The organism is Streptomyces sp. NPDC008163 (assembly GCF_042956885.1).
Classification (GTDB): Bacteria; Actinomycetota; Actinomycetes; order Streptomycetales; family Streptomycetaceae; genus Streptomyces; species Streptomyces drozdowiczii_A.
The window spans coordinates 21,455-44,430 of record NZ_JBIBHG010000003.1; the positions used below are offsets into that span (position 1 = coordinate 21,455).

The 22,976-nt window shown below is 71.9% G+C and carries 20 protein-coding genes; 7 read left to right on the forward strand and 13 right to left on the reverse strand.

Annotated elements, in window-relative coordinates; translation table 11 throughout:
* Nucleotides 1-139 precede the first annotated feature (139 nt).
* Complete coding sequence (locus tag ACFZAT_RS08010) at nt 140-1,126, forward strand: hypothetical protein (RefSeq protein ID WP_391261794.1); 987 nt, start codon at nt 140-142, stop codon at nt 1,124-1,126.
* 56 nt (nt 1,127-1,182) lie between these two features.
* Nucleotides 1,183-2,712 carry an amino acid permease gene (locus tag ACFZAT_RS08015; protein ID WP_391261797.1) on the forward strand — a complete coding sequence of 510 codons (1,530 nt, stop codon included), beginning with the start codon at nt 1,183-1,185 and terminating at the stop codon, nt 2,710-2,712.
* A gap of 69 nt (nt 2,713-2,781) precedes the next feature.
* Here ACFZAT_RS08015 and ACFZAT_RS08020 read toward each other — a convergent pair whose 3' ends face one another.
* The 8 genes from ACFZAT_RS08020 to ACFZAT_RS08055 all read right to left on the reverse strand — a co-directional run bounded on the left by ACFZAT_RS08020 (nt 2,782) and on the right by ACFZAT_RS08055 (nt 9,924).
* Entirely contained in the window at nt 2,782-3,549 is a 768-nt protein-coding gene (locus ACFZAT_RS08020) for a TSUP family transporter (protein ID WP_391261800.1), read from the reverse strand.
* A gap of 37 nt (nt 3,550-3,586) precedes the next feature.
* Complete coding sequence (locus ACFZAT_RS08025) at nt 3,587-4,219, reverse strand: LUD domain-containing protein (RefSeq protein WP_391261802.1); 633 nt, start codon at nt 4,217-4,219, stop codon at nt 3,587-3,589.
* A complete protein-coding gene (locus ACFZAT_RS08030; RefSeq protein ID WP_391261805.1) occupies nt 4,216-5,754 on the reverse strand; it encodes a LutB/LldF family L-lactate oxidation iron-sulfur protein in 1,539 nt (512 codons plus the stop codon). Before ACFZAT_RS08030 ends, ACFZAT_RS08025 begins: the two co-directional genes overlap by 4 nt.
* Nucleotides 5,751-6,518 carry a heterodisulfide reductase-related iron-sulfur binding cluster gene (locus tag ACFZAT_RS08035; RefSeq protein WP_391261808.1) on the reverse strand — a complete coding sequence of 256 codons (768 nt, stop codon included), beginning with the start codon at nt 6,516-6,518 and terminating at the stop codon, nt 5,751-5,753. The genes ACFZAT_RS08030 and ACFZAT_RS08035 overlap by 4 nt, the downstream gene beginning before the upstream one ends.
* Before the next feature lie 345 nt (nt 6,519-6,863).
* A complete protein-coding gene (locus tag ACFZAT_RS08040) occupies nt 6,864-7,598 on the reverse strand; it encodes an FCD domain-containing protein (protein ID WP_391261811.1) in 735 nt (244 codons plus the stop codon).
* 80 nt (nt 7,599-7,678) lie between these two features.
* The gene (locus ACFZAT_RS08045) at nt 7,679-8,722 is read right to left on the reverse strand and encodes an LD-carboxypeptidase (RefSeq protein WP_391261814.1); all 1,044 of its coding nucleotides are present in this window, start codon (nt 8,720-8,722) and stop codon (nt 7,679-7,681) included.
* Nucleotides 8,723-8,731: 9 nt separating this feature from the next.
* Complete coding sequence (locus tag ACFZAT_RS08050) at nt 8,732-9,151, reverse strand: DUF4440 domain-containing protein (RefSeq protein WP_391261817.1); 420 nt, start codon at nt 9,149-9,151, stop codon at nt 8,732-8,734.
* A gap of 11 nt (nt 9,152-9,162) precedes the next feature.
* Entirely contained in the window at nt 9,163-9,924 is a 762-nt protein-coding gene (locus ACFZAT_RS08055; protein ID WP_391261820.1) for a methyltransferase domain-containing protein, read from the reverse strand.
* Between the two features lie 173 nt (nt 9,925-10,097).
* Between ACFZAT_RS08055 and ACFZAT_RS08060 the strand changes: the two genes are divergently transcribed.
* From ACFZAT_RS08060 to fusA, 3 genes are all read left to right on the forward strand, one after another.
* On the forward strand, nt 10,098-11,015 hold the full coding sequence (locus ACFZAT_RS08060; RefSeq protein ID WP_391261823.1) for a DUF2510 domain-containing protein: 918 nt from the start codon (nt 10,098-10,100) through the stop codon (nt 11,013-11,015).
* Between the two features lie 103 nt (nt 11,016-11,118).
* Entirely contained in the window at nt 11,119-11,418 is a 300-nt protein-coding gene (locus ACFZAT_RS08065; protein ID WP_391261826.1) for a hypothetical protein, read from the forward strand.
* 302 nt (nt 11,419-11,720) lie between these two features.
* Complete coding sequence (fusA, locus tag ACFZAT_RS08070) at nt 11,721-13,814, forward strand: elongation factor G (RefSeq protein WP_391261829.1); 2,094 nt, start codon at nt 11,721-11,723, stop codon at nt 13,812-13,814.
* Between the two features lie 57 nt (nt 13,815-13,871).
* On the opposite strand, the gene ACFZAT_RS08075 is transcribed toward fusA, so the two are convergent.
* Together ACFZAT_RS08075 and ACFZAT_RS08080 are read right to left on the reverse strand one after the other, a co-directional pair.
* Nucleotides 13,872-15,317 (reverse strand): glyceraldehyde-3-phosphate dehydrogenase, encoded by a 1,446-nt coding sequence (locus ACFZAT_RS08075; protein WP_391261832.1) that lies wholly within the window; start codon nt 15,315-15,317, stop codon nt 13,872-13,874.
* An 81-nt stretch (nt 15,318-15,398) separates the two neighbouring features.
* Nucleotides 15,399-16,388, reverse strand: coding sequence for a Gfo/Idh/MocA family oxidoreductase (locus ACFZAT_RS08080; RefSeq protein WP_391261835.1), 990 nt, complete (start codon nt 16,386-16,388; stop codon nt 15,399-15,401).
* A 175-nt stretch (nt 16,389-16,563) separates the two neighbouring features.
* Between ACFZAT_RS08080 and ACFZAT_RS08085 the strand changes: the two genes are divergently transcribed.
* Both ACFZAT_RS08085 and ACFZAT_RS08090 read left to right on the forward strand, forming a co-directional pair.
* A complete protein-coding gene (locus ACFZAT_RS08085; protein ID WP_391262730.1) occupies nt 16,564-17,313 on the forward strand; it encodes a UTRA domain-containing protein in 750 nt (249 codons plus the stop codon).
* A 160-nt stretch (nt 17,314-17,473) separates the two neighbouring features.
* On the forward strand, nt 17,474-19,180 hold the full coding sequence (locus ACFZAT_RS08090; RefSeq protein WP_391261836.1) for an RICIN domain-containing protein: 1,707 nt from the start codon (nt 17,474-17,476) through the stop codon (nt 19,178-19,180).
* 59 nt (nt 19,181-19,239) lie between these two features.
* Here ACFZAT_RS08090 and ACFZAT_RS08095 read toward each other — a convergent pair whose 3' ends face one another.
* The 3 genes from ACFZAT_RS08095 to ACFZAT_RS08105 all read right to left on the reverse strand — a co-directional run bounded on the left by ACFZAT_RS08095 (nt 19,240) and on the right by ACFZAT_RS08105 (nt 22,972).
* A complete protein-coding gene (locus ACFZAT_RS08095) occupies nt 19,240-21,066 on the reverse strand; it encodes a sugar-binding domain-containing protein (RefSeq protein WP_391261839.1) in 1,827 nt (608 codons plus the stop codon).
* Between the two features lie 71 nt (nt 21,067-21,137).
* Complete coding sequence (locus ACFZAT_RS08100) at nt 21,138-22,034, reverse strand: ABC transporter permease subunit (protein WP_391261842.1); 897 nt, start codon at nt 22,032-22,034, stop codon at nt 21,138-21,140.
* 2 nt (nt 22,035-22,036) lie between these two features.
* Nucleotides 22,037-22,972, reverse strand: coding sequence for a carbohydrate ABC transporter permease (locus ACFZAT_RS08105; RefSeq protein ID WP_073965642.1), 936 nt, complete (start codon nt 22,970-22,972; stop codon nt 22,037-22,039).
* Between the last annotated feature and the right edge of the window lie 4 nt (nt 22,973-22,976).

Here is a 22,976-nt window from a genome sequence, read left to right on the forward strand (position 1 = left end):
CGGGAGTCCCGCGCAAAGGGCTCTACACTCACCGCCGAGCAGCAACCGGAAGCCCAAAAGCGGTTCGTTCTTCAACTGTTTCTACGCCGCAATAATCCCTGAGGATCGATGAATTCAGCACCCCGTCCCGAGCGCGTCCATGGCCCACGGTGAATTCCGGCCGGTTTACCATCCGGCCGGCCACGACAATGAACTCCGAGCGGCGTTACAGGACTTACGCACCGGTCGCTGGATCGCCATGCGCGATCTGCTGGCGCGCACCCCGGACTGGACGCTGTGGACCCAGCGCACCCAGGTCCTCGGCGCGGTCGCGGCGGGAACGGACGCGATACGGACCTGGCTGACCGAGGAGCCGGAGAGCACCGCGGCGGCCGTGATGAGCGCCCGGGTCGCCGTGGAGCGGGCGGTCCGGGCCAACCGCTCGGGCCACCCCAGCGGCCGGGAGCTCTGGCAGGAGGCGTGGCAGGCGTGCCGTTCGGCGGCGCACGCCGCGCCGGCCGACCCCGTGCCCTGGGTGTGCCTGCTGGCGCTGTCCCAGCTGGACGACGGCCAGCGCCTCGCCGAGCACCGGCTCCCGCCGCCCGGGCCCATGCTCTTCCCGGGTCCGTGGGGGCTGCTGGCCGAGGCCGACCGGCGCGACCCGCACAACCGCGAGGCGTACCACCGGATGCTCCAGTTCGTGTACGCGCGCAGGGCCGGCGGCGCGCTCGTCGAGGCGGTGAACTTCGTTCAGTGGGCGTCGTCCACGGCGCCCGAGGGCTCGGCCCTCCATGTGCTGCCGCTGTACGTCCGGGTCGAGCGCTACCGCCGGGAGCACGACCACGACAAGGCCCTGGACCTGCACTGGGTCACCGAGGACGCCGAGCGCGAGGCGGTGCGCGCGCTGGAGATCTGGTACCGCCGCTCCCCCGCCGCCGGCCGCACCCTGCCCGACCTCAACCATCTGGCGCACGCCCTGTGGGGGGCGCTCCGGTTCGCCGACGCGGCCGTGGTGTTCCGCGAGCTGGGCCCGTACTTCACCTCGCTGCCCTGGGCCTGCCGCTCCCGTACGCCCGACGATCCCGGCGGCGCCGAGGAGGTCTTCGTGCGCGCCCGGGCCCGGGCGCTGGCGGCCGGTTCCGGCTGAGCACCCTCCCCCGTCCCTTTCGCGTTGCCCGTCCACCCCCCACCAGGAGGTCCCCCATGTCCGTGTCCACCTCGCCCCGCAAGGGTGCCGGGACCAGTGCGCCGAAGGACGAGGAGCAACGGCTCCGCGAACTCGGCTACCAACCGGTCCTGGCCCGCCGCATGGGCGGGTTCGGCAACTTCGCCATCAGCTTCTCCGTCATCTCGATCCTGTCCGGGTGCATGACCCTGTACGGCTTCGGCATGTCGACGGGCGGCCCGGCCGTGATGCTCTGGGGCTGGGCCGGGGTCGGCCTCTTCGTGCTGTGCGTCGGGATGGCGCTCGCCGAGGTGACGAGCGCGTATCCCACGTCGGGGGCGCTGTACTACATGGCGGACCGGCTGGGCGGCCGCAAGTGGGGCTGGTACACCGGCTGGCTGAATCTGCTCGGGCTGCTCGGCGCCATCGCGGGCATCGACTACGGCGCCGCGCTGTTCACGGGCGCGCTGATGAAGATCCAGTGGGGCTTCACACCCACTCCGGGGAAGACGATGATCATCTTCGTCTGCATCCTGCTGCTGCACGCCGTCATCAACCTGTTCGGGGTGCGGCTGGTGAGCATCCTCAACTCGGTCAGCGTGTGGTGGCATCTGGTGGGTGTGGCCGTGATCGTCTCCGTACTGGCGATCGTGCCCGCGCACCACCAGTCGCCCTCGTTCGTGTTCACCGAGTTCGTCAATGACACCGGCTGGCACAACCCGTTGTACGTGGCGGCGATCGGGCTGCTGCTCGCGCAGTACACGTTCTGCGGCTACGACGCCTCGGCGCACCTGTCCGAGGAGACCTCGAACGCCTCGGTCTCGGCGGCGCGCGGCATCGTCCGGGCGATCTGGGTGTCGTGGGTGGCCGGTTTCGTCCTGCTGGCCGGGCTCACCTTCGCCATCCAGGACTACGTGGGTACGCAGAAGACCGAGACCGGTGTGCCGCCCGCGCAGATCCTGATCGATTCGCTGGGCACCTCCGGCGCGACGGCGATGCTGCTGATCGTGATCGCCGCGCAGCTGTTCTGCGGGAACGCCGAGGTCGCCGCCGCCAGCCGGATGGTGTTCGCGTTCAGCCGTGACAACGCGCTGCCCGGCTCCTCGTTGTGGCGGAAGGTGAGCGCGCGCACGCAGACGCCGGTGCCGGCGGTGTGGCTGTCGGTCGTCGTCGCCGGGGTGCTGGCCCTGCCGTCGCTGTACTCGGCGACCGCGTACGGCGCGGTGACCGCGATCAACGTCATCGGCATCACGCCCGCGTACGCGATCCCGATCTTCCTGAAACTGCGCGCCGGGGGCCGCTTCCAGCGCGGGCCGTGGCACCTGGGCCGCTGGTCGAAGCCGGTGGGCTGGATCGCGGTGGTGTGGGTGGCGATCGTGACGGTGCTGTTCCTGCTGCCGCAGTCGTCCCCGGTGACGATCGGCTCGATGAACTACGCGTCGGTCGCCCTGGTCGTCGTGCTGGTCCTGGCCACGGTGTGGTGGTTCGTCGCGCGGCGCTCGTACGGCACGCCGTCGGCGTACGGGAACGCGCGCGAGCAGGCGGAGATCGAGGAGGGCATCATCTGACCGGCCCCACCGGTCTGCGCCGCCGGCCCCCGCGGACGCGTGTCCGCGGGGGCCGTCGGCGTGACACCGTCAGGTGAGCAGGAGTTGGAGGCCTCCGACGACGGTGGCGGCCAGGACGATGCGTTCGAAGAGCCGCTGGTCGATGCGGTCCACGCACATCCGGCCGATCCAGGCACCCGGCAGGACGAACACCAGGAGGCAGGCGTCCAGCAGCAGGGAGTGCCCGTCGATCAGCCCGAGGCCCACGCTGAACGGCACCTTCGTGGTGTTGACGATCAGGAAGAACCACGCCGATGTGCCCAGGAAGCCCAGCTTCCGGAATCCGGCCGAGAGCAGGTAGAGCGACATCACTGGGCCGCCCGCGTTGGCGACCATGGTGGTGAAACCGCCGAGCACCCCGTACGAACGTGCCTTGAGCCGTTCACCGGCGGTCGGCGGCCCGTCGTCGGCGCCGGGCTCCGCGACGGCCTCGGCCGTGCGGCGGCGCCAGACGGTGACACCGGCCATGAAGACCAGGATCGCGCCGATCGAGGTCCGCACGGTGGCGTCGTCGGCCCACATCATGAACAGGGTGCCCGCCACCACACCGGCCGCGACGGCCGGAAAGAGCCGCAGCAGGGTCGGCCAGTGCGCGTGGCGCCGGTAGACGAGGACGGCGAGCACATCGCCGGCGATCAGGACGGGGAGCAGCACCCCCGTGGATTCGCGGGCGGGGAGGACCGCCGCGAAGACCGCGAGGCTGATCGTGTTGGCTCCGCTGACGGCCGTCTTGGAGAAGCCGACGAGCGCGGACGCCGCGGCCAGTGCCGCCAGTTGCCAGAGGGTAAGAGTGTCCATGCCAGGCAGAGAGCGTAGTCCCGCCCGGCATGATCACCTAGACGTCCGTGCGAATCACGACCGCGAGTGTGCGCGGGCCGTGGACGCCCTCGACCCGCTCCAGCTCGATGTCGGAGGTGGCGGAGGGCCCGCTGATCAGCGTGGTCGGGCGCTCCGGCACCAGCCGCGCCACCGCCTCCGGCACACCCACCTCCACGGTCGACAGGTCGACCACGCACACGTGGAGGTCGGGGACGAGGGACAGTGCCCGTCGCCCCTGGTCGGGTGAGCCGTCCAGGAAGATGGTTCCGGTCTCGGCGCAGCTGACGGCGGATGCGGTGACCACCCCGTCGAGGACGTCCAGGCGCGGTGCCGGGATGTCCGCGGAGTCCTGCCGGACCTCGCCGTCGTACGCGGCCAGCCACCCGGTGTCGAGCCCCGGGGGCACTCCGACGCGCGCGGCGCCCCGCTCCCGCAGCACTCCGGCGATCACCTCGGCGGTCCGGTCGGCGGTGCAGGGGTGGACCAGCGCCTTGTAGTCGACCAGCCGGTCGGTGAAGAGGGCGAGGCGTTCCCCGTCGGGGAGGGTGCGTCCGGTGCGGTAGGCGCGCGGGACGGCGGTCTCCCCGGCGGGTGCGAGGGCGAGCGCGTCCCGGACACGGCCGAGCACGGTGTCACGGGCGGTCGTCATGCGCCGTCCTCCTGCTGCTGGTTGCGGGTGTGTTCGGCGGACGCCTCACGCATGGCGGCCTCGCCCTCGGCCGAGGCCAGCCAGGCGCGGAAGGTCTGCTTCGGCGGGGCGGGGGTGTCGCGGCTGTCGCTCCAGCCGTTGAGCGGGGGCGGCAGCGCCGGGAGCCTGCCGTCCCGGGCCACGGCGCGGCCGAGCCGCGACGCCTTCTGCGCGGCGGTGTACACCTTGGGCCGGCTCATCACGGCGCCGGCCGCCTTCATGGCCAGCTTCTCGGCGGTGCTCCCGGACTGCTCGGTGTGCTGGTGGCGCAGTTCGACCAGCAGGGAAGGGATGTCGATCTTGACGGGGCAGGCGTCGAAGCAGGCCCCGCAGAGGCTGGAGGCATACGGCAGCGAGCTGTTCGGGTCGTCCTTGGCGGCGTGCATCCCGGCGAGCTGCGGGGTCAGGACCGCACCGATCGGCCCGGGGTAGGTCGAGCCGTAGGCGTGCCCGCCGGCCCGTTCGTACACCGGGCAGACGTTGAGGCAGGCCGAGCAGCGGATGCAGTTCAGCGCCTCGCGGCCGATGCGGTCCGCGAGGGCCGCGGTCCGGCCGTTGTCGAGCAGGACCAGGTGGAAGGCCTGCGGTCCGTCCCCGGGGGTGACACCGGTCCACATCGAGGTGTACGGGTTCATCCGCTCGCCCGTGGAGGAGCGCGGCAGGAGCTGGAGGAAGACCTCCAGGTCCTGGTAGCGCGGAAGGACCTTCTCGATGCCCATGACGGTGATCAGGGTGTCGGGGAGGGTCAGGCACATGCGGCCGTTGCCCTCGGACTCGACGACGGAGAGGGTGCCGGTCTCGGCGATACCGAAGTTGGCCCCGGAGACGGCCACCTTGGTGGTCATGAACTTCTCGCGCAGATAGGCGCGGGCGGCGCCGGCCAGGTGTGCGGGAACGTTGTCCAGGGCCGGGTCGACGCCGGGGATCTCCTTGAGGAAGATCTGCCGGATCTCGTCCCGGTTGCGGTGGATGGCGGGGACGAGGATGTGCGAGGGCTTGTCGTGGGCGAGTTGGACGATGAGTTCGGCGAGGTCGGTCTCGTGCGCGGTGATGCCGAGGGATTCGAGGTGTTCGTTGAGGCCGATCTCCTGGGTGGCCATCGACTTGACCTTGATGACCTCGTCGCTGCCCGCCTCCTGGACCAGCCGGGCGACGATCCCGTTGGCCTCGACGCCGTCGCGCGCCCAGTGGACGGTGCCGCCGCGCGCCGTGACGTTGCGTTCCAGCTCCTCCAGGAGTTCGGGGAGCCGGTTCATGGTGTCGGTCTTGATGGCCGACCCGGCGTCGCGCAGCTCCTCCCAGTCGGGCAGTTCGCCGGTGACGTGGAGGCGTTTGGCGCGGATGGTGTGAGTGGCGCGGCCGAGGTTGCGGCGCAGTTGCTCGTTGCGCAGCTCGTCGTGGGCGGCGGCGGGGAACTTCCGGTCCCCGCGCAGATTGCCCGTGCCGTACGGGGAGCGGGGCGGGGTCGCGGGCATGCCGAGAAACGTCGTGCTCATCGGGCGGCCTCCGTCAGGACGTGCGGCGAGGTGCGGGTGGAGGACAGGATCTGGGCGAGGTGCAGGGTCTGCGTTCCGGCCTTGACACGGGAGAGCCCGCCGCCGATGTGCATCAGGCAGGAGGAGTCACCGGCGGTGCACACGTCGGCTCCGGTGGCGGTGACGTTGCGCATCTTGTCCTGGAGCATCGCCGTCGAGGTGTCGGCGTTCTTCACGGCGAAGGTGCCGCCGAACCCGCAGCAGGCGTCGGCCTCGCCGAGCTCGACCAGGTCGATCCCGTCGACGGCACGCAGCAGCCGCAACGGCTTGTCGCCGACCCTGAGCATGCGCAGCGAGTGGCAGGTGGGGTGGTACGTGACCCGGTGCGGGAAGTACGCGCCGACATCGGTCACGCCCAGCACGTCCACCAGGAGTTCGGACAGCTCGTACGTCTTCGCCTTGACGGTGGCGACACCCGCGCGCAGCGCCGCGTCCCCGTACCGCTCGGCGACGATCTCGTGCTGGTGGCGGACCGATCCGGCGCAGGAGCCGGACGGCATGACGACGGCATCGATGGAGCTGTCGCCGAACTGGGCGGCGAAGTTGCGGACCAGCGGGACGGGCTCGCGCTGGTAGCCGGTGTTGACGTGCATCTGGCCGCAGCAGGTCTGGCCCGGCGGGAACACCACCTCGTGGCCCAGGCGGGCCAGCAGCACCGCGGTGGATTTCACCGCCTCGGGGAAGAGCGTGTCTCCCAGACAGGTGGCGAAGAGTCCGATACGCATGGGTCTCCCGATCATGGCTCCGGGTGGGCGGGCGCCGCACGTCGCCGCTTATGGTCCGACCATACTACGCTCACGCCTAAGGAGCTCCGTGGGTACGCGAAAGAGCCGTGGGGGGGCCCCCCCCGGGGGGGGGGGGGGGCGCCGGCGGGAGGGGGGTGGGGGCGGGAGGGGGGGCGGGGTGGGACCGCGCGGGCGCGCGCCCCCCCCGGGGGGGGGGGGCCCCGGCGTCTGCTTGTCGCCGCCCAACACCCCCACCCCCCCCCCTCGCGGGGGGGGGGGGGCCCCGCCCCCCCCCCCCCCCCCCCGGGGGGGGGGGGGCCCCCCCCACGGCTCTTTCGCGTACGGTCAGGCGTCGGTGAACGGTTCGTCCACGAGGGTCCCGTGCAGCCCCCTGATGTGGGTCTCGACCAGGTCCGCAGCCCGCGCCCCGTCCCCCGCGCGGAGTAGTCGCAGCAGCTCGGCGTGGTCCGCGTTGAGCGCGGCGGCGGTGGCCGGCCAGTCGGGCTCGGCCTCCAGCGCGCGCAGGATCAGCGGCCGGACTGACTCGCGGACGGCGGAGGTGAGCGTCGAGGTCAGCGCGTTGCCGGAACTCCGGGCGATCCGGACGTGGAACCGGGTGTCCAGGTCGTTGAACTCCGGCACCCCGATGTCCGGTGCGCCCATGCGTGCGACCAGTTCCTCGGCCGCGTCCAGATCGGCCGGCTCGGCGTGCAGCGCGGCCGCCTCGAAGCTGGAACGCTCCAGCACGACCCGGGCCTCCAGCATGTCCCCGAGGCTGTAGCTGCCGAGGGCGAAGTGGAGCCGGAGCAGCCGGCCGAGCGCGTCGTCGGGGTTGCGGACGATGCGGGCGCCCGCGTCGGGCCCGCGGCCCGGCTGGGCGACCAGTACACCGATGGTCTCCAGCACCCGCAGCGCCTCGCGGAGCGCCGACCGGCTCACGCCGAGGACCGGGGCGAGTTCCCGTTCGGGCGGCAGACGGTCACCGGCCTTGAGCTCGCCGGCGAACACCCGCTGCTCGATGCTCCGGAGCACCAACTCGTGTGTGCGCGACTGCCGTACGGGCTCCCAGTCGACAGGCATGGACCATCCTCTGTTCCGGTCGGAACATCCCACTATGTCACACACCGTGTGTGGTCGGACCACAAACCCGGGGCGGCCCGTCAGTACGTCACGAAGATGCGCCGGGCCGGTCCGTCCACCCGGACCGTGCCACCGAACGGGATGATGACCTGGGGGTCCGTGTGCCCGCAGTCCACGTCGAAGACCGCCATGGTGTCGGGGGCGTACTCCGCGAGGGCGCGCAGCACCGCCTCCCGCTGCTCCCGGCGGTACAGCGCAGCGGCTTCCGCGTCGAGCGGCTTGTCGAAGGACCAGTTCTTGGCGCGCCCCATCAGCAGGGCGGGGAAGCGCCGCAGGAGGCCCCGTTCCCCCATGTTGCGCAGGATGCGGTACACCTCGTCGGCGCCGGGCAGCTCCTCGGAGGTTTCGAGGAACAGCACCCGGCCCTCGTAGGCCTCCGGGGGCTGGATCTCCCGGTCGGCCATCAGCATCCAGGCCAGGATCTCCAGGTTGCCGCCCCAGCTCGCCCCTTCGACCACCCGGTCCGCGTGGTGCCAGGTCCAGCCGTCGGCGGGTCGCAGCTCGGGCTCGTCGTCGAAGGTGCGCGGGTCCCTCCAGTCCCGGTTGACGCTGCCGCTCTCCTTCGCGGGCGTCAGCTCGTACGCGCCACGGGTGAAGAGCGCGGCCCGCAGCGACTCGGCCGTCTGCGGGTGGAGCGCGCCGGGCCGGCCGAACTCGACCATGACCGAGCCGCCGTGGTACCCGACGATGCCGAGGCTGTCGAGGAACACGAGCAGATTGGTGTTGTCGCTGTAGCCGAAGAACGGCTTGGGGCTGGCCCGCAGCAGTTCGCGGTCCAGGTGCGGCAGCACGGTGATCTGGTCGTCGCCGCCGATGCTGGCTATGACCGCCTTGATCTCCGGGTCGGCGAACGCGGCGTGCAGGTCGGCGGCGCGCTCCTGCGGGGTGGAGCCCATCTTCCGGGTGGAGGGATACTCCACCGGTTCCAGGCCGAAGTCCTCACGGAGTCTGCGCAGGCCGAGTTCGTGCGGCAGCGGGAGGATGCCGGGCAGTCCGGACGAGGGCGAGAGCACGGCGACGCGGTCGCCGGGCCGGGGCTTGGAGGGGTAGCGCGCTGATGTCATCCGGTGAGCTTATGCAGCGCCTCCCGGGCTGTCCGCCGGATATGCGCGGGCGGCCCCCTCCGGTCCGGCCGGGGTGCCCTGGTGGAAGTACATCCGCCACTGCCCACCGGTCCTGCGCCACAGCGAACTGCGCCGGAACAACGAGCCGTTGCGCTCGGTGACGTACGTCAGGTGGACGAGGTCCGGGGCGAGCAGGGTGCCGGACAGCTCGGAGACGTCCGGGCCGGGGTCGTCGTCCTCGACGGCGGAGGTGACGGCGAGAATCGAGGCGCGGTCGTAGCGGCGTCCGGACGCGCCGAACTCGGTGAACTCCGGGTCGAGCAGTTCCGTCACCGCCTCGGGCGATGCCCGCACCGCCGGGTCGAGCAGCCGCAGTTCGCCCGCCATGGCGGCCCGTACGGCCCGCCCTTCCTCGTCGCTGAGCTTCATACGGACCGACCTTACGTCGGCCGGGCCCGAGGTCGGACCAGGACCAGCAGGTCCATCCAGCTCACGGCGGGCCGGTCCGGTTCCTGTTCGGCCGCGGTACGCAGCCGGCGCATCCCGCGCTCGAACTCCTCGTCGGCCAGGTTCCGCAGCTTCGCGTCGGTGTCCCGCCTGATCCGGTCGGCGAACGCGGCGAGGCTCGGCGCGCTCTCCTGCGGCACCGCGTGCAGGGCGACGCGGGTGAAGCCGGCCCCGGCGAACGCGGCGCACGTCTGCTCCACCGTGGGGTAGCCGTCCACGACGCGTTCGGCGCCGGGGAAGAAACGCACCCGGAGGTCCCGTGCGCACCGGCCCGGGAAGGAGTTGCGGATGAGCACGGGGGCGCCGGGCTTGAGGGCTCTGCGCAACTCCCGGGCGGCGGCGGGGAGATCGCCGATGTGGTGGACGACCGAGCCCAGCCAGGCCGCGTCCGCGCAGCCGTCCGGCACCGGCAGCGCCTCGGCCCGCCCGTCCAGCGCCTCGATCAGCCCGCTCCGGGGGATCAGCGCCCGCATGGCGGCGGCCGGTTCCACGGCCAGGACCCGGACGCCGAACCAGTCGGCGAATGCGGAGGCGAAGGAGCCGGTGCCCGCGCCCACGTCCAGAACGGTCGCGCCCGGTGCGAGTTCCACCTCGGCGGCGACGGCGGCGCGCCATGCGGTCAGCCCGTCGCGCGGTATCTCCCGGGCGAGGCGGTAGTCCTCGGCGAAACGACGGTCGGGGGCGGTCGCTTCCATGGGGCCCTCACTTCTGGGCGCGGTCAGGCGGGTCCGCCGCGCCTCGTCGGGCGGATGCTAGCGACGCCCCCTCCACTTGTCTAGACCAAGGAGGCGGGCGGATGCGGGCGGCCCGGCCGGGATCACCCACCCAGTTCATAGGATTCTCAGGCAGTCCGGTTACCGTGTCGGGCGTGACCCAGACGAGCCCGCCCGGCTGGCATCCAGACCCCGGGTATTCAGGATTTGGCCCCCGCCACGAGCGCTGGTGGGACGGCACCCAGTGGACCGACCATCTGCGCGTACCGCCGGCGGCCGTCCGCAGCCGGCGCATACGCGTCGGGGCAGGCATCACCGCCGCCGTGGTGGTGCTCGCCGCCATCGGGGGCGGTGTCTATCTGCTGACGGACGACTCGGACGGCAAGAGCGACACCGCCGCCCCCGCCCCGTCCGCCTCTCCCTCCCCCGGACCGGACCGGCAGCGCGGCGGCGGCCCGGGCGGTGGCGGCGGCAGCGGGGACGAGCGCGGCGACGGCGGCAACGGCAGCAGCGAGTCGCCGGAGCAAGGCGGGCCGCAGATCGAGGACGGCTACGCGACGGACCTCGCCAGCGGCATCAGCATCCCGGTCCCCGACGGCTGGAAGGGTGAGTCCGGCATGGGCGCCGGGGTGACCACCGGGTCCTACGCCTGCCCCGGTGACACCGAGCAGACGTGTGTGCGCGGCGGGGTGTTCTCCGCCCCCGCCGAGGCGCTGAAGCTGACCACCAAGACGGCGAAGGCCACCGCCGAGAAGGACATCGAGACCAACGCCGACGAGTCCTACGGCGAGAAGATCTACGGCGGCATCACCTCGCACGAGGAGCTGAAGTCCGAGGCGGTCACGGTGGCCGGGCAGCAGGGCTACCGGGTGCGCTGGAAGGTCGTGACGAAGAACGGCGACGACGGCTACGTCGAGTCGCTGGCCTTCCCGTCCCCGCTGGCCAAGAACAGGCTGGTGGTGATCCGCTCCGGCTTCGACATCAGCAGCAAGGCACCTTCGCTGTCCGTCCTGGACACGATCACCAAGGGCGTCAAGGCGGCGTCCGGCGGGGGTTCCGGCACCAACGCCTGAGCGTCCGGCGGGGCGCACCGCACGGCCCGGCTGAGTATCCGGGCCGTGCGGTCTGAGTACGTCCCCCGATCCGGGACCGGGGCGCCGCCGCTGAAATGGGGTCATGGCTCCCGACCCCCAGCGCCTCCGCATCCGGCACGTCACCAGCGCCGGCACCTCTCTGGCCCTGTCGCTCGCCCCGCTCGTCATCGGTGTGCTGCTCGCGCGCACCATGGCCCTGGACCCGCACACCCCGGTGAACGCCCTGATCACCCGGGGCGGCCGGGGTGTGGGGCCGTCGCCCGCCGAGTGGCGCGGCTGCGGCCGGAACGCCCTGCGCCGGTGCCGCAGCGCCTGCCGGCCGCTGGGTCCGGGACCCACCCGGCCGAAAAACCGGTTCCCCCGCGCGCCCCGCCTTCCCTAGACTCGCCGCACACCGCGCGCCGGCCCTTCGCCGGCGCGTCCGCCGTGACCGTTGAGGGGAGACCGCCGTGCGCCACCGCACCGCCGCCGTCGTCCCCCCGTCGCGGTTCGAGGTGATCCTGGTGTCTCGCGCCGCCCGGAGCCGGCTGCGCGGCCGGCCCCGGACCCCGTGACGAACACCCGGGACCCGCACCACTTCTGACGTGCGGTCATGTCAGTGGGTCCTTCGGGCCCGGATCCGGGCCGCTTCGTCCGGGGGTATCGCGCCGTCTTCTTCCGGATCATCCCGAAAGGCCACCGGCCGTGCGTACCCACCAGCACCGTTCTCCCGTCACCGCTCTCACCACCGTCCGCAACCTGGGCATCCTCGCCCATGTCGACGCCGGCAAGACCACCGTGACCGAGCGGATCCTCTACACCACCGGCACCACGCACAAGCGCGGTGAGGTCCACGACGGCACGACCATCACGGACTTCGACTCCCAGGAGCGCGACCGGGGCATCACCATCTTCGCCGCGGCCGTCAGCTGCACCTGGGACGGTCACCGGATCAACCTCATCGACACCCCCGGGCACGTCGACTTCGCCGACGAGGTCGAGCGTGCGCTGCGGGTGCTCGACGGCGCGATCGCGGTGTTCGACGCGGTGGCCGGGGTGGAGCCGCAGAGCGAGTCGGTGTGGCACCAGGCGGACCGCCACTGTATCCCGCGTATCGCCTTCGTCAACAAGCTGGACCGGGCCGGGGCGGACCTGGACGCCGCGGTCGCCTCGATCAGGGACCGGCTGCACACCGTCCCGCTCGTGGTGCAGTTGCCCATCGGGGCGGAGGACGCCTTCCGCGGGGTGGTCGACCTGGTCCGCATGCGCGCCCTGGTGTGGGCGGACGGCGCCGACGCGTACGAGGAGGACGAGGTGCCCGAGGAGCTGCGCGAGGAGGCGGCCCGGCGCCGGCGGCTCCTGGAGGAAGCGGTCGCGGAGCTGCATCCGGCGGCCCTGGAGGAGTTCTGCGTACGCTCCGAGCTCTCGGAGGAGACGCTGACCGGGGCGCTGCGGGATCTGACGCGGACCGGTGAGGGAGTCGTGGTGCTGTGCGGTTCGGCGTACCGGAACCGGGGTGTCGAACCGTTGCTGGAGGCGGTCGTCGCGTATCTGCCCTCCCCGCTCGATGTGCCGCCGGTACGGGGCATGTTCGACGGTGCGGTGCAGGAGCGGGCGGCCGATCCTCAAGGTCCTTTCGCCGCACTGGCGTTCAAGGTGAACGCGACGGCGACGGGACGGCTGACGTATCTGCGCGTGTACGCGGGAACGATCCGGAAGGGGGAGACGGTGCTGGACGCGACCACCCGGCGCAGTGAGCGCGTCGGGCGCATCCTGCGGGTCCAGGCGGACCGGCATGTGGACGTGGACGCGGCGGTGGCCGGGGACATCGTCGCGGTCATCGGCCCGAAGGCCGTCCGCCCGGGTGCCACGCTGTGCGCACCCGGTGCCCCGCTCGTCCTGGAACCGCCCACGGTGGCCGACCCGGTCGTGTCGGTGGCGGTGGAGGCGCGGCGGAGCACGGACACCGAGCGGCTGATGGCCGCCCTGGTCCGGCTGGCCGAGGAGGACCCGTCGCTCGTGGTGCGGACGGACCCCGAGACCGGTCAGACCGTTCTCTCGGGCATGGGCGAACTCCATCTGGAGGTGGCCGCGGAGAAGATCCGCCGCGACCACGGTCTGGACGTCCGGGTCGGCCGGCCGCAGGTCGCGCACCGGGAGACGCTGGTGCGCGGGGTGTCCGGGCTGGTCTACCGGCACGTCAAACAGGACGGCGGGGCCGGGCAGTTCGCGCATGTCGTCATCGACGTCGAACCGCTGGAAGCCACCGGCGGGGACGGCGGCGGGGAGGCGGCGGAGTTCGCGTTCGGTTCGACGGTCGTCGGCGGCCGGGTGCCGCAGGAGTACGTGCGGGCGGTCGAGGCGGGCTGCCGGGACGCGCTGGCCGAGGGTCCGCTCGGCGGGCATCCGGTGACCGGGGTGCGGGTGACGCTGACCGATGGCGCGACGCATCCCAAGGACTCCTCGGAGATGGCGTTCCGCACGGCGGGGCGGTTCGCGCTCCGGGAGGCCCTGCGGGCGAGCGCGATGGTGCTGCTGGAACCGGTGGTCGAGGTGACGGTCACCGTTCCCGGTGACGCGGTCGGCGGGGTGCTCGGCGACCTGGCCGCCCGGCGCGGCCGGGTCTCCGGCTCCACCACGCGGGGCGGTGCGGCGGTGGTCACGGCCACGGTGCCGCTGGCCGAGCTGTTCGGTTACGCGACGCGGCTGCGGAGCCGTACGCAGGGCCGGGGCACGTTCACCACCCGGGCCACGGGGTACGCACCCGCGCCCGCCGTCACGGTCTCCGGGACCGGCTGACGGAAAGGTCCCGCCCGCCGTCGCGGCGGGCGGGACCTGTCGTCGTCGGGGCCGGGGTCAGGCGACCGGGACCGGGAAGGTCGGGTACTCGACGCCGGAGACGTACTGCACGACCCGGATGACCTGGCACGAGTAGCCGAACTCGTTGTCGTACCAGAGGTAGAGGATCGCGTTGTCGCCGTCGACCTGGGTGGGTCCCGCGTCCACGATGGAGGCGTGGCGCGAGCCGATGAAGTCGCTCGACACCGCGTCGGGGGCGGTCGTGAAGTCGATCTGCCGCTTGAGCGGGGAGGTCAGCGACACCTCGCGGAGGTAGTCGAGCACCTCGGTGCGGGTGGCCTCGCGGCCCAGCTTCAGGCTGAGGATGGCGATCGAGACGTCCGGTACGGGGACGCGGATCGAGCTGCCCGTGATCGTCGCCTCAAGGTCGGGGAGCGCTTTCGCGACGGCGGAGGCGGCGCCCGTCTCGGTGATGACCATGTTGAGCGGCGCGGAGCGGCCACGGCGGTCGGAGCCGTGGTAGTTGTCCAGCAGGTTCTGGTCGTTGGTGAACGAGTGGATCGTCTCCACGTGTCCGCGCAGCACGCCGTACTCGTCGGCCATCGCCTTCAGCGGCGGCACGATCGCGTTGGTGGTGCAGGAGGCGCAGGAGATGATCTGCTCGTCCGGCTTGATCATGTCGTGGTTGACGCCGTGCACGACGTTGAGGACGTCGCCCTTGCCGGGGGCGGTCAGCACGACCTTGGCGATGCCGGGGCGCAGGTGCTTGGAGAGGCCCTCGCGGTCGCGCCACTTGCCGGTGTTGTCGATGAGGATCGCGTCGTCGATGCCGTGGGCGGTGTAGTCGACGGAGGTCGGGTCGTCCGAGTAGATGATCTGGATCTCGTTGCCGTTGGCGACGATCCGGTTGTTGGCCTCGTCCACGGTGATCGTGCCCTGGAACTGGCCGTGGATGGAGTCGCGGCGCAGCAGCGAGGCGCGCTTGACGATGTCCTGGCCCGCTCCCTTGCGGACCACGATGGCGCGCAGCCGCAGGCCGTTGCCGGAGCCCGCCTTCTCGATGAGCAGCCGGGCCAGCAGGCGGCCGATGCGTCCGAAGCCGTAGAGGACGACGTCGCGCGCCTCGCGGCGCTCGATCTTGTTGTCCCCGGTGGCGCCGGCGACGGCCTCCGCGGTGAACTCCGCCGCGCTGAGGCCGCGGGCGTCGGCCTTGTGGGTGGCGGCGAGCATGCCGATGTCGATCTGGGAGGGACCCAGGTCGAGGGTGGTGAGGGCCTGGAGGAAGGGCAGGGTCTCGGTGACCGAGAGCTCCGCGCCGTCGATCTGCCGGGCGAATCGGTGGGTCTTGAGGATGCTCACCACCGATTTGTTCACCAGCGAACGGCTGTGCAGGAGAACGGTGACATCCCGCTCGCGGTGCAGCTTCCCGATGATCGGAATCATCGATTCCGCGATCTCCTCGCGGTTCTTCCAGTTGGTGAACGCGTCGTCATTGACAGTCACAGGTTTATCTTTCGAGCTAGGCGGCGCTCATATGGTAACCGGACCTTCATTCGAGCACTCACCCGGTCCGGCCGACCGCCGTCACCCCTCGACGCGCACCGGCCGTCCCGTGCGCCGCGAGCGGTCGGCGGCCTCCGCGATCAGCAGGGCGGCCAGGGCGTCGGCCCCGGTGCAGGGGCTCGGCCGCAGCCCGGCCGCGACCTCGGTGAAGGCCGCCATCTCGGCGACGTACGCGTCGTGGAAGCGGCTCAGGAATCCGTCGTACGGGGCGGTCCCGGACGCTTCCCCTCCGGCGGTGGTCCGCAGCGGCGCGCGGTCGCCGTATCCGGTGGCCAGCGTGGCCAGCGAGCCGGCCAGCTCCATGCGCGCGTCGTATCCGGCGCCGTTGTAGCGGGTGGCGGTGCAGCTGACGAGGGTGCCGTCGTCCAGGGTGAGGACGGTGACGGCGGTGTCGACGTCACCGGCCGCCGCGAAGGAGCCGTCACCCCTGTTGGCCCCGGTGGCGCTGACCTCCACGACCTCCCGGCCGGTGACCCAGCGCACGCTGTCGAAGTCGTGTACGGCGCAGTCGCGGAAGATGCCGCCGGACAGCGGCAGGTATCCGGCCGGCGGGGGCGCCGGATCGGCGGTGCACGCCCGTACGGTGTGCAGCCAGCCCAGCTCCCCGGCGGCGGCCGCGTCCCGCAGGGCGGCGTACCCGGCGTCGAAGCGGCGTTGGAAGCCGACCTGGAGCGGCACCCCGGAACCGGCGATACCGGCCAGCAGGGCGCGGGTGGCGTCAAGACCGGCGGCGACCGGCTTCTCGCAGAAGACGGGGACCCCGGCGGCGACCGCCGCGCGGATGAGCGCGTCGTGGACGGCGGTGGGGGCGGCGATCACGACACCGTCCAGGCCGGAGCCGAGCAGCGCGTCCAGGTCCCCCGCCCAGTCGGCGCCCAGCTTCCCGGCCAGTTCGCGGGCCTGCTGCTCGACGGCGTCGTGCAGGACGAGGCGGTCGACGGCGGGCAGGGCTGCGAGGGTGGCGGCGTGGAACGCGCCGATGCGGCCCGTTCCGATGAGTCCGATGCGCATGCGCGGGTGCCTCCGGGGCGGATGGGGGGCCGGCTGGCCGACGCTCCTGATCTTCGTCTTTGTATCGTCGCCGATCGCAGCCGGTCAAGCATTTGTACTGACATATATACGTACTGAGCTGAACGTGGGGTTACGGCATACTGGGTACGTGGCACGACGTTCCGAGGAGCCCGGCATGGAACCGCTCACCAGGCTGATCACCATCGACCGGTCCAGCCCCGTTCCGCTGTACTTCCAGTTCGCGCAGCAGCTCCAACACCTCATCGAGTCCGGCACGTTGGCGCCCGGCGCCCGGCTGGAGAACGAGATCGCGCTCGCGGACCGCTTCGGCCTCTCGCGCCCGACGATGCGTCAGGCCATGCAGCACCTGGTGGACAAGGGACTGCTCTCGCGCAAGCGCGGGGTGGGCACCCAGGTGGTCAACAACCGGGTCCGCCGGCAGGTCGAACTGACCAGCCTGTACGAGGACCTGCAACGCGAGGACCGCCGCCCGCGCACCGAGGTCCTGTCGCTGCGCGTGCGCCCCGTCGAGGGCCGGGTCGCCACCGCCCTCCAGCTCGAACCGGGCATGCAGGCGGTCGAGCTGCGCCGGCTCCGGTACGCGGACGACGAGCCGATGGCGGTCCTGGAGAACCACCTGCCCATGGGCCTCGCGGACCTCACCGAGGAGGACCTGGCTTCGCACGGGCTCTACGCACTGCTCCGGCGGTCCGGCATCGCGCTGCGCTCCGCCGAGCAGACCATCGGCGCCCGCCGGGCCACTGCGGCCGAGGCCCGGCTCCTCACGGAGGGGCGCGGCGGCACCCTGCTCACCGTGGAACGCACGGTGCTGGGCGACGGGGGGCGCCCGGTGGAGTACGGCCGTCATCTGTACCGGGCATCGCGGTACTCGTTCGAGATGACGCTCACGGCGCCCCGAGGCTGACGGCCCCCTTCGTCGGCAACGCCCTTACGCACCTCGGCAGTTGTTGAAGCGGAAGCTGTACGGCCTGTTTACATCGATGTACATCCGGCCCTACTGTTTCGCCGTCAGCAGCCCCGCTCGGCCACCCCCCACGTCTTCGTGCCCCCGAGGAAGGACTCCCGTGCTCTCCTTGCGCCGACCACCCAGACCCGCATCCCACCCCTCCCCCGCGCCGACCGGCCGCCTCGCCCGCTGGGCGGCGCGCGCCGTCGCCCCGGTCCTGGCCGCCGCCCTCGGCCTGTCCTTCGCCCCGGCGTCGGCAGCGCCCTCCGCCGCCCCCTCCGCGCCCGCCGTCGCCACCGCCAACGGCACCCCGCTGGGCAGCGGCACCGGCCTCTACCCGAGGGCGATCCGGCTGGAGCACAGCGGCGCCGCCAACGGCCGGGTGCTCGCGAGCGTCGTCACCTTCAACGGCAACAACGGCATCGGTGCCATCCACGAGAGCACCGACGGCGGAGCCACCTTCCGGCAGGTGGGCGGTGTGGCCGACCCCGAGTCGTCGGGCGGGCAGGGCCTCTGCTGCTCCACCCTGTTCGAACTGCCGCGCCAGGTCGGCTCGCTGGCTCCCGGCACCCTGCTGTGGTCCGCCTCCTCCGGTGCGGACGAGCAGAACCGGCGCATGGCGCTGCGCGTCTGGCGGAGCAACGACGTGGGCCGCACCTGGTCCTACCTTTCCACCTGCGCCACCGCGAACGGCACGGGCGGGCTGTGGGAGCCGGAGTTCTCCGTCGCCGCCGACGGGGCGCTCGTCTGCCACTACGCCGACGAGACGGACCCCGCGCACAACCAGAAGCTCGCGGCCGCCCGCAGTTACGACGGGGTCACCTGGCAGGACCGCCGCAACACGGTCGCCAGTTCCTGGGAGCCGGACCGGCCGGGGATGCCGATGGTGCGCCGGCTGCCGAACGGCACGTACTTCATGAGCTACGAGATCTGCAATCCGGGCGGCCAGTACCAGTGCGTCGTGCACTACCGGACCTCGGCGGACGGCTGGAACTGGGGCGACCCCGCCTCGCTCGGCTACCGCCCGGAGACCGTGGACGGCAAGTACTTCCGCGCCGCGCCCACCATCGCCTGGTCGCCCGCGCCCGGCGGCGGGGCCAACGGTCGGCTCCTCCTGATCGGCCAGCAGCTCCTGAACCGCGACGGCACGCCCGCCGCCGACAGCGGCCGCACGATCCTCGCCAACACGGAGAACGGCACCGGTCCGTGGTACGAGATCGAGGCCCCCGTGAAGGTCGCGGCACCGACGGCCACGTACTGCCCGAACTACAGCTCACCGCTGCTGCCCTCGGCCGACGGGCGGACCGTGCTGGAGATCGCGACGGACTGGGACGGCAATGTCTGCCGCCCGTACGTGGCCACCGGTCCGCTCACCGGCAGCGGTGACGCGGCCGGAGTGGCGGACGGTGCGCGCTACCGGCTGGTCAACGCCAACAGCGGCCAGTGCCTGGACGTCGCCGCCGACTCCCGGGACGCGGGCGGCAACGTACAGCAGTGGACGTGCAACGGCCTCGGCCCGCAGGCGTGGACGCTGCGGGCGCACGGCGACGCGTTCACCCTCACCGGCGTCAACAGCGGCTACTGCCTGGACGTGGAGAACGGCTCCGCCACGCCCGGCGCCAACGTACGTCAGTGGTTCTGCAACGCCGCGACCGCGCAGGACTGGCGGCTGCAGAACGCGGGGCGGGGCTACTACCGCCTGGTCGTGAAGTCCTCCGGGCAGTGCCTGGACGTCTCGCAGGGCTCCCGTACGGCCGGGGCCAACGTCCAGCAGTGGACGTGCAACGGCCAGCAGCCGCAGCTCTGGCGCCTCGAACGCGTCTGACGACGACGGATGCCCGCCCCTCCGTGCCGGGAGGGGCGGGCATCCGTCATGTGCGACCGTCAGCCGGCGTCCGGTTCCTCGATCGCGGCGGGCCGCAGCTGGGCCTCCCGGATACGGGCGATGTCCAGCTTGGTGCCCCGGTCGAAGCGGTAGACGCCGTTCTGCTCCTGGAAGACGTCGGTCAGCTGGGTGTAGCAGTAGCCGAACATGTCCGGGTCCGCCAGCAGCGCACCGGTCAGACCGGCGAACCGCTCGTGGAACTCGTCCTCGGTGCGCACCCGGTCGCCGTAGCCCCAGGAGACCGTACGGTCGCTGCCCGACTGCTCCGCGGCGGCCTCCGGGTCCCACCAGATCCCGCCGAACTCGCTGACGAAGTAGGGCTGTCCGCGGTACGGCTGCGAGTACGCGGCGCCGTTCTCGTACGCGTTGACGAACGGCTCCCCCTTGGCGAGCCCGGAGACCAGCTGCCGGAAGGCGGCCGGGTCCTGCTCATAGGTGTGGGAGTCGTAGATGTCGGTCTCCAGGACCCGGTGGGAGTAGCCGGAGGCGTCGATGACCGGGCGGGAGGTGTCCATCGCCTTGGTGGCGAGGAACATCGCACGGGTCACGTCGTCGAGCTGGGTGATCCGGTCGTGGAGCTTCTGGTACGTCTCGTTGAGCGGGCACCAGCCGACGATCGAGGGGTGGGAGTAGTCCCGCTCGACGGCTTCGAGCCACTGGGCGACGAAGGAGGCGTCGGGGCGCTGGTTGTCGCCGGACGAGCCGCCGACCTCGCAGCCCCAGTCGCCGAACTCGCCCCACACCAGGTAGCCGAGCCGGTCGGCGTGGTGGAGGAAGCGCTCCTCGAAGACCTTCTGGTGCAGCCGGGCCCCGTTGAAGCCGGCCTCCATGGCGAGTTCGATGTCGCGGACCAGGGCTTCGTCGGTGGGGGCGGTCATCAGCCCGTCCGGGTACCACCCCTGGTCGAGTACGAGGCGCTGGAAGCGGGGGCGGCCGTTGAGGAGGACGGCCTTGCCCCGGATGGAGACGGAGCGCAGGCCCGCGTAACTCTCCACGGTGTCGACGGATTCGCCTTCGGGGCCCAGGAGTTCGAGGCGCAGTCCGTACAGGTGGGGGTCCTCTGGGCTCCACTCGCGGCGCCGGTCCGCCGGGACGGGCAGGTACAGGCGGGGTGCCAGGTCGAGGTCGGCGCGGGCCTCGGCGCGGCAGACCTCGCCCGCGTCGTCGCTGAGGACGGCGCGCACGCGGTGGCCGGGAAGGTTGGCGGACAGGGGAAGTTCGAGATGGAAGGCGCCCGCGGCCAGGTCGGGGGTGATGCGGGGGCGGCGCAGATGGGCCGCCTCGGGGACCGGCTCGGCCCAGACCGTCTGCCAGATGCCTGTTGTACGGGTGTAGTTGCAGTCGTGGTTGGCGTACTGGATGGCCTGCTTGCCGCGGGCCTGCGGGCCGGACTTCGGGTCGCGGGCGCGGACGGTGATCTCCACCTCGCGTCCGGCCGGGCCGAGTTCGCCGAGGTCGGCGGTGAAGGGGGTGAACCCGCCGCGGTGCCGGACGACTTCGGTGCCGTCCACCCAGACGGTGGTGTCGTGGTCGACGGCGCCGAAGTGCAGCAGCACCCGGCGGCCGGCCCACTCGGCGGGCGGGGTGAACCGGCGTCGGTACCAGACGGCTTCCAGGAAGTCGGTGTCACCGACGCCGGAGAGCTCGGACTCGGGGGCGAAGGGTACGAGGATCTCGCCGGTCAGGTCGCGTTCGAGGAGCCCGCGTTCGAGACCGCTGTCCCCCTGGTCGGTCTCGAACTGCCAGGTCCCGTTGAGGTTGAGCCAGTCACGCCGTACGAACTGCGGGCGCGGGTACTCCGGACGGGGGACGGAGGGGTTGTGCACAGGTACTCCAGGTGGATCGTGGTGGCGGCCGGCCGGAAGACCGGGGCCGGGGCAGGGGCGGTCGGTGGGGGTCAGCCGCCGCCGAGACCGGTGGTGGCGACGGAGTTGACGATGCGCCGCTGGAAGAGCAGGAACATCACGATCAGCGGCAGCGCGGCCAGCAGGGCCGACGCCATGGACTGGGCGTACTGGATGCCGTACGCGTCCTTGACGGTGGCGAGGCCGACCGGGAGCGTCATGAGGTCCGGGTCGTTGGTGACGACGAAGGGCCACATGAAGTTGTTCCACGCGCCGATGAACACGAAGATCGCGACGGCGGCGACGATCGGGCGGGACAGCGGAAGCACGATGGAGGTGAAGACCCGGAGTTCGGAGGCGCCGTCGATGCGGGCGGCGTCCTCCAGCTCGCGGGGTATCGCGTCGAAGAAGCGCTTCAGGATGAAGACCATCATGGGCGCCACCACCTGCGGCAGGATGACCGCCGCGTAGGTGTCGACCAGGTGGAACATCGTCATCTGGTCGAAGAGCGGGACGATCAGCAGCTGCGGCGGAACCATGATCGCTCCGACGGTGACCGCGAGGAGGGCCCGGCGGCCGCGGAAGGTGCCGCGCGAGAAGCCGTACGCGGCGAGCATGGAGACGACCGTGGTGAGCAGGGTGACCAGGACGGAGATGAGCAGACTGTTGAACGCCCAGGTCGGTACGTTGCCCCGCTCCAGGATCTGCCGGTACGCGGAAAGTGTGAAGGCCCCCTTGAACGGCGAGAGGCCCGACTTCATCACGTCCTGCTCGCTCTGCAGCGAAGTGGCGACCGCCCACACGAAGGGCAGCAGCCAGGCGACGGCCAGCACGGCCAGCGCGGTGCCGGCGAGCACCCGGGGCAGCCGTCCGTGGCCGAGCAGCAAGGGCGAGCCGGACTCCTCGCGCGGCCGGCGCGGCCGGCGCACGGGGGTGGAGATGGCGGACACGGTCAGCCCTCCTGACGGAAGAAGCGGAGTTGCAGGACGGAGACGACGATGACGATCGCGAAGAAGATGTAGCTGACCGCGGAGGCGTAGCCCAGCCGGTATCCGGTGAACCCGACGTCGTAGACGTACTCGAGGATCGGGCGGGTCGAGCCGTTGGGGCCGCCCTTGGTCAGGATGTAGATCTGGTCGAACACCTTCAGGGACGCGAGGACTTGGAGCATCGCGACCAGCACCGTGGTGTGCCGCAGCTGCGGCAGGGTGACCGACCACAGCCGCCGCCAGGCGCCCGCGCCGTCGAGCGCGGCGGCCTCGTCGTACGTGGTGGGCAGGGACTGGAGGGCGGCCAGGTAGAGCAGGAAGTTGAAGCCGACGGTCCACCAGACGGTGAGGGCGGCGACCGACCACATCGCCACCGACTCGTCGGAGAGCCAGCCGACGGGCTCCATGCCCAGCGAGGTCAGCAGCTGGTTGCCGAGGCCGATGTCGGGCTGGTAGAGCCACGTCCAGATGAGCGTGACCACGGTGACCGGCAGCAGGTACGGGGCGAAGTAGGCCAGCCGCCACACCCATTGGCCGGCCAGTCCGCTGTGCACGAGGAGCGCCATGCCGAGCGCGACCAGGACGAGCGGCACGCACGAGATGACGGTGAAGAAGACGGTGTTGCCGAGGCTGCTCCAGACGTCCGGGTCCCCGAACGCCTCGGAGTAGTTGGCGAATCCGACGAACTCGGTGCCGCGCAGACTGAGCGAGGCGTCGGTGAGGCTCATCCAGAGGCCCTGGACGATGGGCCAGACCAGGAAGAGCGCGAACACGATCAGGAACGGCAGGACGAACAGCCCGCCGCCCCGGGTCAGCGAGCGGCGGCGCCGGGGCGCGGCCGGTGTCGCGGAGGGTGGCTGCGGGGGCGCCGACGCTCCGGCGGGCGCGGTGGTGGTCACGATG

Excerpts from the sequence above, each read along its gene's own strand:
- ACFZAT_RS08020 (WP_391261800.1), bottom strand. The coding sequence starts at position 3,549 with ATGGACACTCTTACCCTCTGGCAACTGGCGGCACTGGCCGCGGCGTCC.
- ACFZAT_RS08080 (WP_391261835.1), bottom strand. The coding sequence starts at position 16,388 with ATGCGCATCGGACTCATCGGAACGGGCCGCATCGGCGCGTTCCACGCC.
- ACFZAT_RS08085 (WP_391262730.1), top strand. The coding sequence starts at position 16,564 with ATGGAACCGCTCACCAGGCTGATCACCATCGACCGGTCCAGCCCCGTT.
- ACFZAT_RS08040 (WP_391261811.1), bottom strand. The coding sequence starts at position 7,598 with ATGCCTGTCGACTGGGAGCCCGTACGGCAGTCGCGCACACACGAGTTG.
- ACFZAT_RS08065 (WP_391261826.1), top strand. The coding sequence starts at position 11,119 with ATGGCTCCCGACCCCCAGCGCCTCCGCATCCGGCACGTCACCAGCGCC.
- ACFZAT_RS08010 (WP_391261794.1), top strand. The coding sequence starts at position 140 with ATGGCCCACGGTGAATTCCGGCCGGTTTACCATCCGGCCGGCCACGAC.
- ACFZAT_RS08030 (WP_391261805.1), bottom strand. The coding sequence starts at position 5,754 with ATGAGCACGACGTTTCTCGGCATGCCCGCGACCCCGCCCCGCTCCCCG.
- ACFZAT_RS08050 (WP_391261817.1), bottom strand. The coding sequence starts at position 9,151 with ATGAAGCTCAGCGACGAGGAAGGGCGGGCCGTACGGGCCGCCATGGCG.
- ACFZAT_RS08025 (WP_391261802.1), bottom strand. The coding sequence starts at position 4,219 with ATGACGACCGCCCGTGACACCGTGCTCGGCCGTGTCCGGGACGCGCTC.
- ACFZAT_RS08045 (WP_391261814.1), bottom strand. The coding sequence starts at position 8,722 with ATGACATCAGCGCGCTACCCCTCCAAGCCCCGGCCCGGCGACCGCGTC.
- ACFZAT_RS08035 (WP_391261808.1), bottom strand. The coding sequence starts at position 6,518 with ATGCGTATCGGACTCTTCGCCACCTGTCTGGGAGACACGCTCTTCCCC.
- ACFZAT_RS08015 (WP_391261797.1), top strand. The coding sequence starts at position 1,183 with ATGTCCGTGTCCACCTCGCCCCGCAAGGGTGCCGGGACCAGTGCGCCG.
- ACFZAT_RS08055 (WP_391261820.1), bottom strand. The coding sequence starts at position 9,924 with ATGGAAGCGACCGCCCCCGACCGTCGTTTCGCCGAGGACTACCGCCTC.